The sequence below is a fragment of the Kitasatospora sp. NPDC091257 genome (assembly GCF_044757675.1).
Lineage (GTDB): Bacteria > Actinomycetota > Actinomycetes > Streptomycetales > Streptomycetaceae > Kitasatospora > Kitasatospora lactacystinica.
In genome coordinates this window covers 1-17459 of the sequence record NZ_JBIVVI010000036.1, presented here as the reverse complement: position 1 = coordinate 17459, position 17459 = coordinate 1, and the positions used below count along the sequence as shown (strand labels likewise).

At 77.6% G+C, this 17459-nt stretch carries 1 protein-coding gene; it reads right to left on the bottom strand.

Features of this window, described 5'->3' with window-relative positions; genetic code table 11:
- On the bottom strand, positions 1-17273 hold a 17273-nt coding region (locus tag ACIQOV_RS03245; RefSeq protein ID WP_401044263.1), incomplete at its 3' end, for a type I polyketide synthase.
- Positions 17274-17459 lie beyond the last annotated feature (186 nt).

Sequence of the window (17459 nt, the reverse complement as noted above, 5' to 3'; positions counted from 1 at the left end):
GCGTCGTCCAGACCGGCCGCGCGCAGCGCGTCCCACTTGCCGGGGTTGGCGGTGCCGTACACCTCCAGGCCCAGGTGCCGGGCCAGTTGGACGGCGGCCATGCCGACGCCGCCGGCCGCCGCGTGCACCAGCACCGACTCGCCGGGCCGGGCCGCGGCCACGTCCACCAGCCCGTAGTAGGCGGTCACGAAGACGACCGGCATCGAGGCGGCCTCGGTGAAGGTCCAGCCGGCCGGGATCCGGGCGAGCCGCCGCCGGTCGGCGACGGCGACGGGGCCGAAGCCGCCGGGGAACAGGCCGAAGACCCGCTCGCCGGGGGCGAGGTCGGTGACCTCGGCGCCGACCTCCAGGACGACGCCGGCGCCCTCGGAGCCCAGCTCGGCGCGCTCGGGGTACATGCCGAGCGCGAGCAGCACGTCGCGGAAGTTCACGCCGGCCGCGCGGACGCCGATCCGCACCTCGCCGGGGCCGAGCGGCCGCTCGGCGGTGTCGGCGGGCAGCAGCCGCAGGCTGGTCAGGATGCCGGGCTCGGTGGGGTCGAGGGTCCAGGCGGCGGCGTCCTCGGGGACGGTCAGCGCGGCGGAGGCGGGCACGCGCACCAGTCGGGGCGCGTACAGGGCGCCGCCGCGCGCGGCGAGCTGGTTCTCCCCCAGCTCCACCGCCCGGCGGACCAGCGCCCAGTCGGCCGAGCCGTCGTCGTCGAGCAGCAGGACGCGGTCCGGGTGCTCGGACTGGGCCGAGCGCAGCAGGCCCCACACCGCGGCGCCCGCCGGGTCGGCGGGCTCCTCGCCCGGGTGGACGGCCGCGGCACCGCGGGTGACGACCACCAGGCGGTCGGCCTCGTCCCGGTCGCCGGCCAGCCAGCGCCGGGCGGCGTCGAGCGCCCCGGCGGTGGCGGTGCGGGCCCGGGCGGCGTCGTCCGCGCCGGTCGCCTCGACCCGGTGCAGCACCAGGGCCGCGCGGGCGTGGCCGGCCTCGACGGCGGACAGCTCCGCCACCGGGCATTCCTCGGCGGCGGCGCCGGTCGGCAGCGCGCTCCACTCGACCGCGAACAGCGCGTCGCCGGCCTCGGCGCGGCGGCCGTCCGGCTGACCGGTGGGCGCCGGCCGCAGGGTCAGCGAGCGGACGTCGGCCACCGGTGCGCCGGTGGCGTCGGCGACCCGGATCGAGATCGCGTCCCGGCCCGCGGGGGCGAGCCGGACCCGGGCCACGGAGGCGCCGGTGGCGTGCAGGGTCACCCCGGACCAGGCGAACGGCAGCGGCGTCGCGCCGGCGTCGTCGAGGAACCCGCCGACGGTGGTGGCGTGCATGGCCGCGTCGAGCAGCGCCGGGTGGACGCCGTAGCCGGCGGCCTCCTCGGCGGCGCCCGCCGGGAGGGCGATCTCCGCGTAGACGGCGCCCTCGGCCCGCCAGGCCCGGCGCAGCCCGCGGAAGACCGGCCCGTAGCCGTAGCCGGCCTCGGTCAGCCGCTCGTAGTAGCCGTCCAGCTCCACCGGCTCGGCGTCGGCCGGCGGCCAGGCGGAGAGGTCGTACGGTTCGGCGTCCGTCCCGGCGGCCAGGGCGCCGGAGGCGTGCCGGGTCCAGCCGGCCGCGCCGTCGGGCTGGGCGTGGACGGCCACCGGGCGGTCGCCGGCCGGGTCCGGGTCGCCGACCCGCACCTGGATGCGGACGCCGCCGGTGGCGGGGACGGCCAGCGGGGCCTCGACCATCAGCTCGCGCAGCGCGGTGCAGCCGACCTCCCGGCCGGCCCGCAGCGCCAGTTCCACGAAGCCGGTGCCGGGCAGGATCGCCGTGCCGCGCACGGCGTGGTCGGCCAGCCAGGGCTGGGCGGCGAGCGACAGCCGGCCGGTGAGCAGCGCGCCCTCGCCGTCGGCGAGCGGCACGGCGGCGGTCAGCAGCGGGTGCTCGGTCCGCAGCAGGCCGGCGCCGGTCACGTCGGCCCCGGACCGGCCGGGGCGCAGCCAGTAGGGCCGGCGCTGGAAGGCGTACGGGGGCAGGGTGATCCGGCGGCCGCCGCGGTCGGCGAGGACGGCGGACCAGTCCACCGCGGCGCCCCGGGTCCAGGCGGTGGCGACGGCGGCCAGCAGGGTCTCGGCCTCGGGCCGCTCGCCCCGGGAAGCGGGTACCAGTGCGGCGTCGTCCCGGTCGGTGGCGTCCAGGGTGAGGCGCGCCATGGCGGTGAGCACCGCCTCCGGGCCGAGCTCCAGGAAGCGGGTCGCGCCCTGGCCGGCGAGCCAGCGCACGCCGTCGGCGAACCGGACGGCCCCGCGGACGTGCCGCACCCAGTACTCGGGGGTGCAGATCTCCTCGGCTCCGACGGCGGTGCCGGTGAGGTTGGAGACCACCGGCAGGCGCGGCGGGTGGTAGGCGAGGCGCTCGGCGACGGCGCGGAACTCGGCGAGCATCGGCTCCATCAGCGCCGAGTGGAAGGCGTGCGAGACCCGCAGCCGGCTGGTCCGGCGGCCCTCGGCGCGCCAGTGCCCGGCCAGGTCGGCGATCGCGTCCTGCGGTCCGGAGACCACGATCGCCCGCGGGCCGTTGACGGCGGCGACGTCGACCCCGTCGTGGGCGGCGAGCGCCTCGGCGGCCCCGGCCTCGTCGATCTCGACGGCCAGCATCGCGCCGCCGGCGGGCAGCGCCTGCATCAGCCGGCCGCGCGCGGCGACCAGGGTGCAGGCGTCGTCCAGCGAGAGCACGCCCGCGACGTGGGCGGCGGCGATCTCGCCGATGGAGTGGCCGAGCAGGAAGTCGGGGCGCACGCCCCAGTCCTCCAGCAGCCGGAACAGCGCCACCTCGAAGGCGAACAGCGCGGCCTGGGTGTGGACGGTCCGGTCCAGCAGGGCCGCCTCGGGGGTGTCCGCCTCGGCGAACATCACCGCGCGCAGCGGGTGGTCCAGCTCGGTGTCGAGCCGGGCGCAGACGGCGTCCAGGGCGTCGGCGAACACCGGGAAGGCGGTGTAGAGGGCGCGGCCCATGCCGGGGCGCTGGGAGCCCTGGCCGGAGAACAGGAACGCCGAGCGGCCGTCGGCGCTCTCGCCGCGCAGCACGCCGGGCGCCTCGGCGCCGGTGGCCAGCGCGCCGAGGCCGGCGAGCAGGCCGGCGCGGTCGGCGGCCAGGACGACGGCGCGGTGCGCCAGGCCGGTGCGGCCGGTGGCCAGTGCCAGGGCGATGTCGGCCGGGTCCGGGTCGGTGCCCGTCCCCGCGTCGGCGAAGCCGTGCAGCCGCTCGGCCTGGGCGGCGAGCGCGGTGGGGTCGGCGGCGGACAGCAGCCACGGCAGCGGCGCCCCGGTGGCGGGTGCCGCCGGGCCGCGGGCCGCCGTCTCCTCGACGGGGGCGCTCTCCAGGATGACGTGGGCGTTGGTGCCGCTGACGCCGAAGGAGGAGACGCCGGCCCGCAGCGGTCGGCCGTTCTCGGGCCAGGGCTGTGTGGCGGTCGGCAGCTCGATCGCGCCGGCCGACCAGTCCACGTGCGGTGAGGGCGCGTCCAGGTGGAGCAGGCCGGGCAGCTCGCCGTGGCGCATCGCCATGATCGTCTTGATCACCCCGGCGACGCCGGCGGCGGCCTGGGTGTGGCCGATGTTGGACTTCACCGAGCCGAGCAGCAGCGGCCGGTCGGCCGGTCGGTCCTGGCCGTAGGTGGCCAGCAGGGCCTGGGCCTCGATCGGGTCGCCGAGCCGGGTGCCGGTGCCGTGCGCCTCGACGGCGTCCACCTCGGCGGCCGACAGTCCGGCGTTGGCGAGCGCCTGGCGGATCACCCGCTGCTGGGCGGGGCCGTTCGGGGCGGTGAGGCCGTTGGAGGCGCCGTCCTGGTTGACCGCGCTGCCGCGCACCACCGCCAGCACCCGGTGCCCGTTGCGGCGCGCGTCCGAGAGCCGCTCGACCAGCAGCATGCCCACGCCCTCGGCCCAGCTGGTGCCGTCCGCCGCCGCCGAGAACGGCTTGCAGCGGCCGTCGACGGCGAGACCGCGCTGCCGGCTGAACTCGATGAAGGAGTCGGGCGACACCATCACCGTCACGCCGCCCGCGAGGGCGATGCCGCATTCGCCGGAGCGCAGCGCCCCGGCCGCCATGTGCAGGGCGACCAGCGAGGAGGAGCAGGCGGTGTCCACCGTGATGGCGGGGCCCTCCAGGCCGAAGGTGTACGCGAGCCGGCCGGAGGCGACGCTGGTCGTGGTGCCGGTCAGCACGTGGCCCTCGACGCCGTCCGGCAGCACCGCGCCCTGCCCGTAGCCGGAGGAGGTCATGCCGACGAAGACGCCGCCCTGGCTGCCGCGTACGGCGGTGGCGTCGATGCCGGCGTCCTCGAAGGCCTCCCAGGCGGCCTCCAGCAGCAGCCGCTGCTGCGGGTCCATCGCCAGGGCCTCGCGCGGGGAGATCCCGAACAGGCCGGCGTCGAACTCGCCCGCGCCGGCGAGGAAGCCGCCGGAGCGGACATAGGTGTGCCCCTGCCGGTCGGGGTCCGGGTCGTAGAGGCCCTCGACGTCCCAGCCGCGGTCGGTCGGGAAGTCGACGATCGCGTCCCCGCCGGCCGCGACCAGCCGCCAGAGGTCCTCGGGGCCCTCGACACCGCCGGGGAAGCGGCAGCTCATGCCGATGATCGCGATCGGCTCGTCGGTGGCGGCGGTGGCCGTCGCGGCCGGGCCGGAGTCGAGCCCGCCGACCAGGTAGCGGGTCATCTCGCCGATGGTCGGGTGGTCGAACACGGCGGTGGCGGGCACCGGGGTGCCGGTGCCGGCCGCCAGGCGCTTGCCCAGCTCGACGGCGGTCAGCGAGTCGAAGCCGAGGTCCTTGAAGGTCCGGCCGGTCTCCAGGCCGCTCGGGTCGGCGTGCCCGAGCACCGCGGCGACCTCGGCGCGGACGACGGCCAGGGTCTCCCGCTCGCGCTCGGCGGCGGACAGTGCGGCGATCCGGCCGCTGAGGGCGGCCGCGCCGTCGGTGCCGGCGGCGGCCGCGGCGGTGCGCGGGCCGGGCAGGTCGGCGAGCAGCGGGCTGGGCCGGGCGGAGGTGAAGGAGGCCGTGAAGGTCGTCCAGTCGACGTCGGCGACGACGACGGTGGTCTCGTCCCGGTCGACGGCCCGGTCCAGCGCGGCCAGGGCCAGCCGCGGGTCCATGGCCGGGATGCCGCGGCGGCTCAGGAAGTCCGCGCCGCGGCCGTCCGGGCCGCCGGACCACGGGCCCCAGGCGACGGAGGTGGCCGGCAGGCCGAGCGACCGGCGGTGCTCGGCCAGCGCGTCGAGGTAGCTGTTGCCGGCCGCGTAGGCGGCCTGGCCGCCGCTGCCCCAGACCCCGGCGATCGAGGAGAACAGCACGAAGGCGTCCAGCGGCACGTCCGCGAGCGCGGCGTGCAGCCGGGCGGCACCGGCGGTCTTGGCGGCGAGGACGGCCGCGAACTCTGCCGGACCGGTCAGCTCCAGGGCCTCGGTCGGGCCGACCTCGGCGGTGAGGACCACGCCCGCGACGGGGTGCTCGGCCAGCAGCGCGGCGAGCGCGTCGGCGTCGGCGAGGTCGCAGACGGCCACGGTGGCCGGGGTGCCGGCCCCGGTCGACTCGGCGGCGAAGTCGGCGAGTTCCCCGGACGGTGCGGAGGCGACCAGCAGCAGGTGCGCCGCGCCGCGGCCGGCCGCCCAGCGGGCGGCCTGGCGGCCGAGGGCACCGTCGGCTCCGGCGACCAGGACGGTGCCGGTCAGCCGCCGGCCCTCGCCGGCGGGCGCGGGCTCGGGGGCGCGCAGCAGCCGGGCGGCGTAGGTCCCGGAGGACCGTACGGCGCTCTGGTCCTCACCGGTGGCACCCGAGAGGAGGGCCGCGAGGCGCCGCCCGGCGCGCTCGTCGAGCACCGGCGGCAGGTCGATCAGGCCGCCGGTGCGGTCCGGGTGCTCCAGCGCCAGCGACCGGCCGAAGCCCCAGAGCTGGGCCTGCACCGGGTGGTCCAGCCGGTCGGCCCGGCCGGTGGAGACGGCGCCCCGGGTCAGGGTCCACAGCGGGGCGGTGATCCCGGCGTCCCCGAGCGCCTGCACCAGCGTCAGCGACACCGCCAGGCCGGCGGGCAGCACCGTCCCGGGCAGCGGCTCCTCGGCCAGGCCGGCCAGCGAGACCACGCCGGCGAACGGCTCGGCCGCGGGAAGCGCCGCGCGGAGGGTGTCGGCCAGGGCCGTACGGCCGACGGCCGGGTCGGCCACGACCAGGGTCACGGTCTGCGCACCGGCGGTGCGGATCGCCGCGACCACCTCCTCGGCGGTGGTCTCCTCGGCGGTCACCACCAGCCAGGTGCCGGTCAGGGCGACCGCCCGGCGCGGGGCGTCCACCGGCTTCCAGCCGATCCGGTAGCGCCAGGAGTCCAGCGTCGAGCGGTCCCGGCGGCGGCGTCGCCAGTCGGCCAGCGCGGGCAGCACCGAGCCGAGCAGTTCCGGCGTGTCGTCCAGCCGCAGCGCCTCGGAGAGCTCGGCCAGGTCCTCGCGTTCCACGGCGTCCCAGAACCGGGCCTCGGTCGGGTCGCCCTCGGCCGCCGGGGCGGCGGCCTGCTCCAGCCAGTGGCGCTCGCGCTGGAAGGCGTAGGTCGGCAGCTCGACCGGGCGCCCTGCGGGCAGCAGCGTGGTGAAGTCGACGGCCACGCCGGCGGTCCAGGCCTCGGCCAGGGCGGTCAGCAGTTGCTCGGGGCCGCCCTGGCCGCGCCGCAGCGTGCCCAGCACGGCCGTCGCGGTCTCGGCCGCGTCGGCGGTCTCCTGCACGCCGACCGTCAGCACCGGGTGGGGGCTGCACTCGACGAACACCGAGCGGCCGCTGCCGAGCAGCGCGCGGGTGGCCTCCTCGAAGCGCACCGGGGAGCGCAGGTTGTCGAACCAGTACTCCGCGCCCATGCGGGCGGTGTCGATCGGGGTGCCGGTCAGGGTGGAGTAGAGCGGCACGGTGGAGGTCACCGGGGCGACCTCGGCCAGGTCGTCCAGGATGCGCCCGCGCAGCCGGTCGACCTGGGCGGAGTGCGAGGCGTAGTCCACCGGGATCCGGCGGGCCCGCACCTCCCGCTCCTCGCAGAGCGCCATCAGCGCGTCCAGCGCGCCGGGCTCGCCCGAGACCACCGTCGAGGACGGGCCGTTGAACGCGGCCACCGAGATCCGGCCGTCGAACGAGCCGATCAGCTCCTCGACCACCACGCTGCCCGCCGCGACGGACACCATGCCGCCGCCACCGGCGAGTTCGACAATGGCCCGGCTGCGCAGCGCGACCACCCGGGCACCGTCCTCGACGGACAGCGCACCCGCCACCACCGCGGCGGCGATCTCACCCTGCGAGTGGCCGATCACGGCCGACGGCTCCACACCGTGTGCCCGCCACACCTCGGCCAGCGACACCATCACGGCCCACAGCACCGGCTGGACCACGTCCACCCGGTCCAACTCCGCGCCCGAACGCAGCACCTCGGTCAGCGACCAGTCCGTGAACGGCGCCAACGCCGCCTCGCACGCGGCCAAACGCGCCGCGAACACCGGTGAGGCCTCGGCGAGTTCCCACGCCATACCCACCCACTGCGAGCCCTGGCCCGGGAACACGAACACCACGTCACCGGGAACGACCCGGCCCCGGACCACACCCTCGCCACCGAGCACCGCGAGGCCGTCCAGCAGCGCCTCCCGGTCCGCACCCAGCACCACCGCACGGTGCTCCAGACCCGCCCGCGACAGCAGCGCGGACGCCACATCCGCCACCGACGCCTCCGGACGCCCCAGCACGAACTCCCGCAGCCGCTCCGCCTGCGCACCCAACGCCGCCGGCGTCCGGCCCGACAGCAGCCACGGCAGTACACCCCCGGCCTCCGTCGGCTCCTCGGCCGCCGTCGCGGGCGCGGCCTCCAGGATCAGGTGCGCGTTGGTGCCGCTCATGCCGAACGAGGAGACGCCCGCCCGGCGCGGGCGACCGGCCTGCGGCCAGGGGCGCGCCTCGGACAGCAGCTCCACGGCGCCCGTCGCCCACTCCACGTGCGGGGACGGCTCGTCCGCGTGCAGCGTGGCCGGCAGGACGCCGTGCCGCATCGCCAGCACCATCTTGATCACACCCGCCACACCGGCGGCGGCCTGGGTGTGCCCGATGTTGGACTTCACCGAGCCCAGCCACAGCGGCTCGCCGGCCCGCTCCTGGCCGTAGGTGGCCAGCAGGGCGTGCGCCTCGATCGGGTCGCCCAGCGTGGTGCCGGTGCCGTGCGCCTCGACGGCGTCGACCTCGGCGGCCGCGACTCCGGCGTTGGCCAGCGCCTGCCGGATCACCCGCTCCTGCGACGGGCCGTTCGGCGCCGTCAGACCGTTCGACGCACCGTCCTGGTTGATGGCGGTGCCGCGGATCACCGCCAGCACCTGGTGCCCGTTGCGGCGGGCGTCGGAGAGCCGCTCCAGCATGACCAGGCCGACGCCCTCGGCCAGCCCGAAGCCGTCCGCACCCGAACCGAAGGCCCGGCAGCGGCCGTCCTCGGACAGTCCGCGCAGCCGGCTGAACTCGATGAACAGGCCCGGGGTGGACATCACGGCGGCGCCGCCGGCCAGGGCGAGGTCGCACTCGCCGCCCCGCAGCGACTGGACCGCGAGGTGCAGGGCGACCAGCGAGGAGGAGCAGGCGGTGTCGACGGTGACCGCCGGGCCCTCCAGGCCGAGCGCGTACGCCACCCGGCCGGAGGCGACGCTGCCCGCGCTGCCGGTGACCCGGTAGCCCCCGTAGTTCTCCAGGGCATGGTCCATCCGCGGGCCGTACTCCTGGGTGGCGACACCGGTGAACACGCCGGTGGCGCTGTGCCGCAGCGTGGTCGGGTCGATCCCGGCGCGCTCGACGACCTCCCAGGCCGTCTCCAGCAGCAGCCGCTGCTGCGGGTCCGCGGCGGCCGCCTCGCGCGGCGAGATGCCGAAGAACGCGGCGTCGAACAGGTCCGCGTCGTACAGGAAGCCGCCCTCACGGGTGTACGAGCGGCCCGGCTCGTCGGGGTCCGCGTGGTACAGCCGGTCGAGGTCCCAGCCGCGGTTGGCGGGCAGGGTGGAGATCATGTCGCCGCGTTCGGCGACGACCTGCCACAGCTCCTCGGGCGAGCCGATGCCGCCGGGGAAGCGGCAGCCCATCGCGACGATCGCGATCGGCTCGCCCGGGGCGGCGGTCGCGGCCCTGGCCGCCGCCGGCGCCGGGCCGGTGCCGGCGGCGTCGGTCAGCAGGGCGAGCAGGTGGTCGGCGAGCGCGTTCGGCGTGGGGTGGTCGAAGGCGACGGTGGTGGGCAGCCGCAGGCCCGACGCCGCGTTCAGCCGGTTGCGGAACTCCACCGCGATCAGCGAGTCGAAGCCGAGCGCCTTGAACGCGCCGTCCACCGCGATCCCGGCCGGGTCGGCGTGGCCCAGCGCGGTCGCGGCACTGGAGCGGACCAGGTCCAGCAGGGTGCGGCGGCGGTCGGCGGCGGGCAGCACGGTCAGCCGGTCGGCGAGACCGCTCGCCGCCGCGGCGGCCGACGCCCGGCGCAGCGGGGTGCGGATCAGGCCGCGCAGCACCGCGGGGACGGCCTCGGCGCGCCCGGCCGCCTCGGCGACCGCGATCCGGGCCGGGGCGATCAGCGGGCGGCCGTCGGCGAGGGCCGCGTCGAAGAGCGCGAGGCCCTGCTCGGCGGTCATCGGTGCCAGGCCGCCGCGGACCAGGCGGGCCCGGTCGGCCTCGCCGAGCCGGCCGCCCATGCCCTCGCCGTGCGCCCAGAGGCCGGAGAGCAGCGCCTGGGCGGGCAGCCCGAGGGCGTGCCGGTGCTGGGCGAGCGCGTCGAGGAAGCCGTTGGCGGCGCCGTAGCTGCCCTGGCCGGCGGCGCCGACGGTGCTGGCCAGCGAGGAGAAGAGCACGAACGCGCTCAGGTCGAGGTCGCGGGTGAGCCGGTGCAGGTTCCAGGCCGCGTCGGCCTTGGGGCGCAGCACGGCGTCCAGCTGCTCGGGGCGCAGCCGCTGCACGGAGGCGTCGTCGACCACGCCGGCGGCGTGCACCACGGCGGTGAGCGGGTGCTCGGCCGGGACGGCGGCCAGCAGGGCGGCCAGGGCGGCCGGATCGGCCGCGTCGCAGGCGGCGGCGGTGACCTCGGCGTCCAGCCCGGCGGTCAGCTCCGCGAGTTCCCCGGCGGGCAGGCCGCGGCGGCCGACCAGCAGCAGGTGGCGGACCCCGTGCGCGGTGACCAGGTGCCGGGCCAGCACGCGGCCGATGGCGCCGGTGCCGCCGGTCAGCAGGACGGTGCCGTCCGGGTCGAACGGGGTGCGGGCGGGCTCGGCCCCGGCGAGCGGGGCGGGTCCGGCCTTGACCAGCCGCGGCGCCAGCAGGCGGCCGGCGCGCAGCGCGAGCTGCGGCTCGTCGCCGGCGAGGGCGTCGCGCAGGGCCTCGTCGGTGGGCCGCTCGCCGTCGTGGTCGAGGATCAGGATGCGGCCGGGGTGCTCGATCTGGGCGCTGCGGGCCAGGCCGAGGACGGCGGCCGCGGCGAGGTCGCGCACCTCCTCGTCCGGGCCGGTGGCGAGGGCCTGCCGGGTGAGCAGGACGAGTCGGGAGTCGGCCCGGCCCTCCTCGGCGAGGAAGGCCTGGATCAGCTCGAGGGCGCTGCGGGTCAGGGCGTGCGCGCTCTCGGCGGGGGCGTCGGGGTCGCCGGTGACCGGGAGGAGGACGGCCTCGGGCGCCGGGCCGCCGTCGAGCGGCGGCAGGCCCTGGGCGAGGTCGGCCGGGGCGGTCCGGACGGCGCCGCCGGTGGCGGCGCTGGCGGCGGGGATCCAGTCGAGCCGGTGGAGCGGGTCGGCGGTGCTCCGGCCGGCGGCCGACCGCTCCGGGTCGACGGCCCGCAGGACGAGCGCGTCGACGTCCAGGACGGCGGCGCCCGCCGGGTCGCTCAGCGTGACGGCGTAGCCGCCCTCGGGGCCGGCGGGCGCGGCGTGCACCCGGACGGCGGTGGCCCCGGCGGCGTGCAGCCGGACGCCGGCGAACGAGAAGGCGAGCCGGGTGGTCGCCGGGTCGCCGTCGAGCAGCAGCACGTGCAGCGCGGCGTCCAGCAGCGCCGGGTGGATGCCGAAGCCCTCGGTCGGGAGCGTCTCGGGGAGGGTGACCTCGGCGAACAGCTCCTCGCCGCGCCGCCAGGCGGCGGTCAGACCCTGGAAGGCCGGGCCGTAGGCGTAGCCGCGCCCGGCCAGGCCGGGGTAGGCGTCCTGGACCGTGAGCGGGACGGCGCCGGCGGGCGGCCAGGCGCCCTGCGGTGCGGGCGCGGCGGTCGGCCCGGCGGTCAGCGCGCCGGTGGCGTGCCAGGTCCAGGGGCGGTCCTCGGCGGCGGCCCGCGGGCGGGAGTGGACGGTGACGGGGCGGCGGCCCGCCTCGTCCGGCGGCAGCAGCACCACCTGGATCTGGACGGAGCCGTCGGCCGGGAGGACCAGCGGGCTCTGGAGGGTGAGCTCCTCCAGGTGCGGGTGGCCGCAGCGCAGGCCCGCGTGCAGCGCGAGGTCGACGAGCGCGGAGCCGGGCAGCACGACCGCGCCGTTGACCACGTGGTCGGCGAGCCAGGGCTGGTCGGCGGTGGCGAGCCGGCCGGTGAGGACGAGGGTGTCGTCGCCCGCGAGGGTGACGGCGGCGCCGGCCAGCGGGTGGTCGGCGGGGTCGAGGCCGAGACCGGTGGCGTCGGTCGAGCCGGCGCCGGGCGCCAGCCAGTACCGCTCGCGCTGGAAGGGGTAGGTGGGCAGCGGGACCCGCCGGGCGGAGCCGGGGAAGGCGTCCGCCCAGTCCACCGCGACGCCGGCGACGTACGCCTCGGCGAGCGCGCCGAGGAACCGCTCGGGGCCGCCGTGGTCGCGGCGCAGGGTGCCGAGGGCGGCGCCGCCGCGGCCGTCGGCCTCCAGGGTCTCCTGGACACCGACGGTGAGCACGGGGTGCGGGCTGGACTCGACGAAGGTGCGGTGGCCGGCCGCGAGCAGCGCCCGCACGGTGGGCTCGAAACGCACCACCTGGCGCAGGTTGCGGAACCAGTAGTCGGTGTCGAGTGCGGTGGTCGCCAGCAGGCCGCCGGTGACGGTGGACCAGAAGGCCGTGTGGCCTTCGCGCGGCTCGATCCCGGCGAGGGCCTCGGCCAGCTTCTCGCGCAGCGGGTCGACGGCCGGCGAGTGCGAGGCGTAGTCGACCGGAACGCGCCGGGCGCGGACGTCCTGGGCCTGGCACTGGGCGACGAACTCGTCGAGGGCCTCGGCCTCCCCCGCGACCACGGTGGCGGACGGGCCGTTGTGCGCGGCGACGGTGATCCGGCCGTCGAAGCGGGCGATGCGCGCCTCGACCTCGGCGGTCGGCAGCGGGATCGACGCCATGCCCCCGGTGCCCGCGATGGCGCGCAGGTAGCGGCTGCGCAGGGCGACGATCCGGGCGGCGTCGGCCAGGGTGAGGCCGCCGGCGACGTGCGCGGCGGCGATCTCGCCCTGGGAGTGGCCGATCACGGCGGCGGGGACGACGCCGGAGTGCCGCCAGAGCTTCGCCAGCGACACCATCACGGCGAACAGCGCGGGCTGCACCACGTCGACGCGCTCCAGCGAGGGGGCGCCGGGGGCGCCGTGCAGCACGTCGATCAGCGACCAGTCGGTGTGCGGGGCGAGGGCCTCGGCGCACGCGGTGAGCTCGGCGCGGAAGACCTCGGAGGAGGCGTACAGCTCGGCGGCCATGCCCTCCCACTGGGAGCCCTGGCCGGGGAAGACGAACACGGGGCCGTCGGGGGCGCCGGCCGTGCCGGTGGTCAGGTTGGCGGCGGGCAGTTCCCGGGTCAGCGCGTCCAGGCCGGCCAGCAGCTGCTCGCGGTCGGCGGCGACCACCACGGCGCGCCGGTCGAAGGCGGCCCGGGCGGTCAGCGACAGGCCGAGGTCGGCGAGGGACGCGGCGGCGGCCGGCCCGGCGCCGGCGCGGACGGCCTCGGCCAGCCGGGCGGCCTGGGCGCGCAGCGCGGCGTCGCCGTGGGCGGAGAGCGGGAACGGCAGCGGGCCGGTCCCGGTGGCGGCGGGGGCCGCCGGGGCGTCCTGCGGCACGCTCTCGACGATCATGTGGGCGTTGGTGCCGCTGATGCCGAAGGAGGAGACCGCGGCGCGGCGCGGACGTCCGCGCTCGGGCCAGTCCCGGGCCTCGGTCAGCAGCCGGACGCCGCCGGCGCTCCAGTCCACCCGGCTGGAGGGGGTGTCCGCGTGCAGGGTGCGCGGCAGCGTGCCGTGCCGCATCGCCTGCACCATCTTGATGATCCCGGCGACGCCGGCGGCGGCCTGGGTGTGCCCGATGTTGGTCTTCACCGAGCCGAGCCAGAGCGGGTCCTCGGCGGCGCGGTCCCGGCCGTAGGTGGCCAGCAGCGCCTGGGCCTCGATCGGGTCGCCGAGGGCGGTGCCGGTGCCGTGCGCCTCGACGGCGTCCACGTCGGCGGCGGCGAGCCCGGCGCCGGCCAGCGCCTGGCGGATCACCCGCTCCTGGGAGGGGCCGTTCGGCGCGGCGAGGCCGTTGGAGGCGCCGTCCTGGTTGATGGCGCTGCCGCGGATCACCGCGAGCACCGGGTGGCCCAGCCGCTCGGCGTCGGAGAGCCGCTCCAGGGCCAGCAGGCCCACGCCCTCGCCCCAGCCGGTGCCGTCGGCGCCCTCGGCGAAGGCCTTGCAGCGGCCGTCGGCCGACAGGCCCTGCTGCTTGCTGAACTCGATGAACATGCCGGGCGTCGCCAGCACGGTGGCGCCGCCGGCCAGGGCCATGTCGCACTCGCCGAGGCGCAGCGACTGGGCGGCGAGGTGCAGGGCGACCAGCGAGGAGGAGCAGGCCGTGTCGACGGTGACCGCCGGGCCCTCCAGGCCGAGCACGTAGGCGATCCGGCCGGAGGCGACGCTCGCGGTGTTGCCGGTCAGCAGGTGGCCTTCGAGGTCGGCCGGGGCCTGGTGCAGCCGGGGGCCGTAGTCCTGGGCGGTGGCGCCGACGAACACGCCGGTGCGGCTGCCGCGCAGCACGGCCGGGTCGACGCCGAGGCGCTCGACGGCCTCCCAGGCGGTCTCCAGCAGGAGCCGCTGCTGCGGGTCCATGGCGAGGGCCTCGCGCGGGGAGATGCCGAAGAACGCCGCGTCGAAGCGGGTCGCGTCGGTCAGGAACGCCCCGGCGGGGGTGAGCGTGCCGGTCGGGTTGCGGCCCTCGTCGGCGTAGACGCCCGCGATGTCCCAGCCGCGGTCCTCGGGGAAGCCGGTGACCAGGTCGCGGCCGTCGAGGACCGCCTGCCACAGGGTCTCGGGGGTGTCGATGCCGCCCGCGTAGCGGCAGCTCATCGCGACGATCGCGATCGGCTCGGCGCTCACGGCGCCGGGGGCGGGCGTCGCGGGCGCGACGGCGGCGGGCTCGCCGTAGAGCAGGCCGGACAGGTGCTCGGCCAGGCGCAGCGGGGTCGGGTGGTCGAAGACCAGGGAGTCCGGCAGCCGCAGCCGGGTGGCCGCGGCGAGGCGGTCGCGCAGTTCCACGGCGGTGAGCGAGTCGAAGCCCAGGTCGCGGAAGGTGAGCCGGGCGTCCACGTCGCCGGGGGTCTCGTAGTCGAGGACGGCGGCGACCTGGGCGCGGATCTGGTGCAGCAGCGCCCGCTCGTCCCGCCGCTCGGCGGCGGGCCCGGTCGGGGCCTCGACCGGGGCCGGCGCGGCGGGAGCGGGTTCGACGGCCGGACGGGCGGCCGCGTCCAGCCAGAAGCGGCGGCGCTGGAAGGCGTAGGTGGGCAGGTCGACCGGTCGGGGGGCGTGGCCCGCGAAGAGGGCGTCCCAGTCCAGCGGCGCGCCGGCGGTGTAGAGCCGGGCGACGGCGCCGAGCAGGGTCTCCGCGTCGTCGCGGTCCTTGCGCAGGGCCGGGGCCAGCAGGCCCTGGGCGCCGGCCTGCCGGGCCATCGCGCAGAGCACGCCGTCCGGGCCGACTTCGAGGAAGCGGGTGACGCCCTCGCGGTGCAGGGTGTCGACGCCGTCGGCGAAGCGGACGGCCTCGCGGACCTGGCGGACCCAGTAGTCGGGGGTGGTGAGCAGCCCGGGCTCGGCGATCCCGCCGGTCAGGTTGGAGACGACCGGGATGCGCGGCTCGGCGAAGGTCAACTCCGCGAGCACGGCGGCGAATTCGGCGAGCATCGGCTCCATCAGCGCCGAGTGGAAGGCGTGCGAGACCGTCAGCCGGCTGGTCTTGCGGCCCTCGGCCCGCCAGCGGGCCGCGAACTCCTCCACCACCTCGGTCGGACCGGAAACCACCACGGAGGTCGGGCCGTTGACGGCCGCCACGTCCAGGCGGTCACCGATCTCCGAGCGCACCTCGGCCTCGGCGGCCTGCACCGCCAGCATCGCCCCGCCGCTCGGCAGCGCCTGCATCAGCCGGCCCCGCGCCGCCACCAGGGCGCACGCGTCGGCGAGCGAGAACACGCCCGCCACATGGGCGGCCGCGATCTCACCGATCGAGTGCCCGAGCAGGAACTCCGGTGCCACGCCCCAGGATTCGAGCAACCGGAACGACGCCACCTCGACCGCGAACAGCCCGGCCTGCGCCCACACCGTCCGGTCCAGGTCCTCCGCACCCGCGAACACCACGCTGCGGACCGATCCGCCGAGCAGCGGGTCGAGCTCCGCGCACAGCTCGTCGAAGGCGGTCGCGAAGGCGGGGTGGGCCTCGTACAGGCCCCGGCCCATGCCGACCCGCTGCGCGCCCTGGCCGGTGAACAGGAAGGCCGTGCGGCCCTCGTCCGTCTCCCCCGAGACCACCCCGCGCACCGGCTCGCCGGCGGCCAGCGAGCCGAGGCGGCGCAGCAGTTCGTCCCGGCCGCGGCCGAGCACGGCGGCCCGGTGGCCGAAGGCCGCGCGGGTGGTGGCCAGCGAGTGGCCGACGTCGGCCGGGTCGGCGGCGGGCGTGGCCTCCAGGTGGGCGCGCAGCCGGGCGGCCTGCTCGCGCAGCGCGTCCTCGGTGCGGCCCGACAGCGGCCAGAGCACCGGCGCGTCGGCGTCGGCGGTCCGCTCGCGCGGGTCCTCGGCCCGGCCGGGCCACTCCGTGAGCACGACGTGGCAGTTGGTGCCGCCCATGCCGAAGGAGCTGACACCCGCGATCCGCGGGCCCTCGGGCCAGGGTTCGAGGGCGGTCTGCACCCGCAGACCGAGGTCGTCCAGGGGGATGCGCGGGTTGGGCCGTTCGAAGTTGAGGCTCGGCGGGAGCTGCCGGTTGGCCACCGACAGGACGGCCTTGAGCAGGCCGGCCGCGCCGGCGGCGCCTTCGAGGTGGCCGATGTTGGTCTTGGCGGAGCCGACCCGCAGCGCGGCGTCGGGGGTGCGGCCGGCGCCGAGGACGGCGCCGAGGGCCGCCGCCTCGACCGGGTCGCCGACGGCCGTGCCGGTGCCGTGCAGTTCGACGTAGCGCACCGCGTCGGGGGCGATCCCGGCGCGCCGGTAGGCGGCGCCGAGCACGTCGGCCTGGGCGTCGCGGCTGGGGGTGGTCAGGCTGTCGCCGCCGCCGTCGTTGTTGACGGCGCTGCCGCGGATGACGGCGTAGATCCGGTCGCCGTCGGCGACGGCCCGGGCGACGGTCTTGAGGGCGACGACCACGCCGCCCTCGCCGCGGACGTAGCCGTTGGCCCGCTCGTCGAAGGTGTAGCAGCGGCCGTCCGGGGAGAGCGCGCCGAAGCGGGCCGCACTGACGGTGCTCTCCGGGGCCGCGATCAGGTGCACGCCGCCGGCCAGGGCGAGGGTGGCCTCGCCGCGCCGCAGGCTGTCGGCGGCGACGTGCACCGCGACCAGGGAGGAGGACTGTCCGGCGTCGACGGTCATGCTGGGGCCGCGCAGGCCGACGGCGTAGGAGACCCGGTTGGCGATCAGGCCGCGCTGCAGGCCGGCCAGCGAGTGCGGGCCGATCTGCGCGGCGCCGCCGCGCTGGGCGAGGGTGGCGTAGTCGGAGGCCATCACGCCGACGAAGACGCCGGTCCGGCTGCCGCGCAGGGCGTCCGGCACGATCCGGGCGTCCTCCAGCGCCTCCCAGCTCAGCTCCAGCATGAGCCGCTGCTGCGGGTCCATGGCGGTGGCCTCGCGCGGCGAGATGCCGAAGAAGCCCGGGTCGAACCCGTCGATCCGGTCGAGGAAGCCGCCGCGGCGCGGGACGTCCCGCTCGGCGAGGTCGCCCCGGTCGAGGGGGACGTCACCGATCGCTTCCACGCCGTCGCACAGCAGCTTCCAGAAGGCCCGCGGGGTCGCGGCGCCCGGCAGTCGGCAGGCGAGTCCTACGACGGCGATGGCAGCGTCATCGGCATGGACCTCAGGCATGGGACACCTCAACACGTAATGCGCCGGAAATAGCCGAACGGAATTCACGGGTGGAATTGCCCACCCGTCGACCTGGGCGGATTGGCGTTTCGCAAGGGCCACCGCGGTCCGCCGGGTGGAATTCCCCGGCGTACCCGATGGCGCGTCATCCGCGAGCTTAGGGAGCGAACCGACCGGCACCAACCC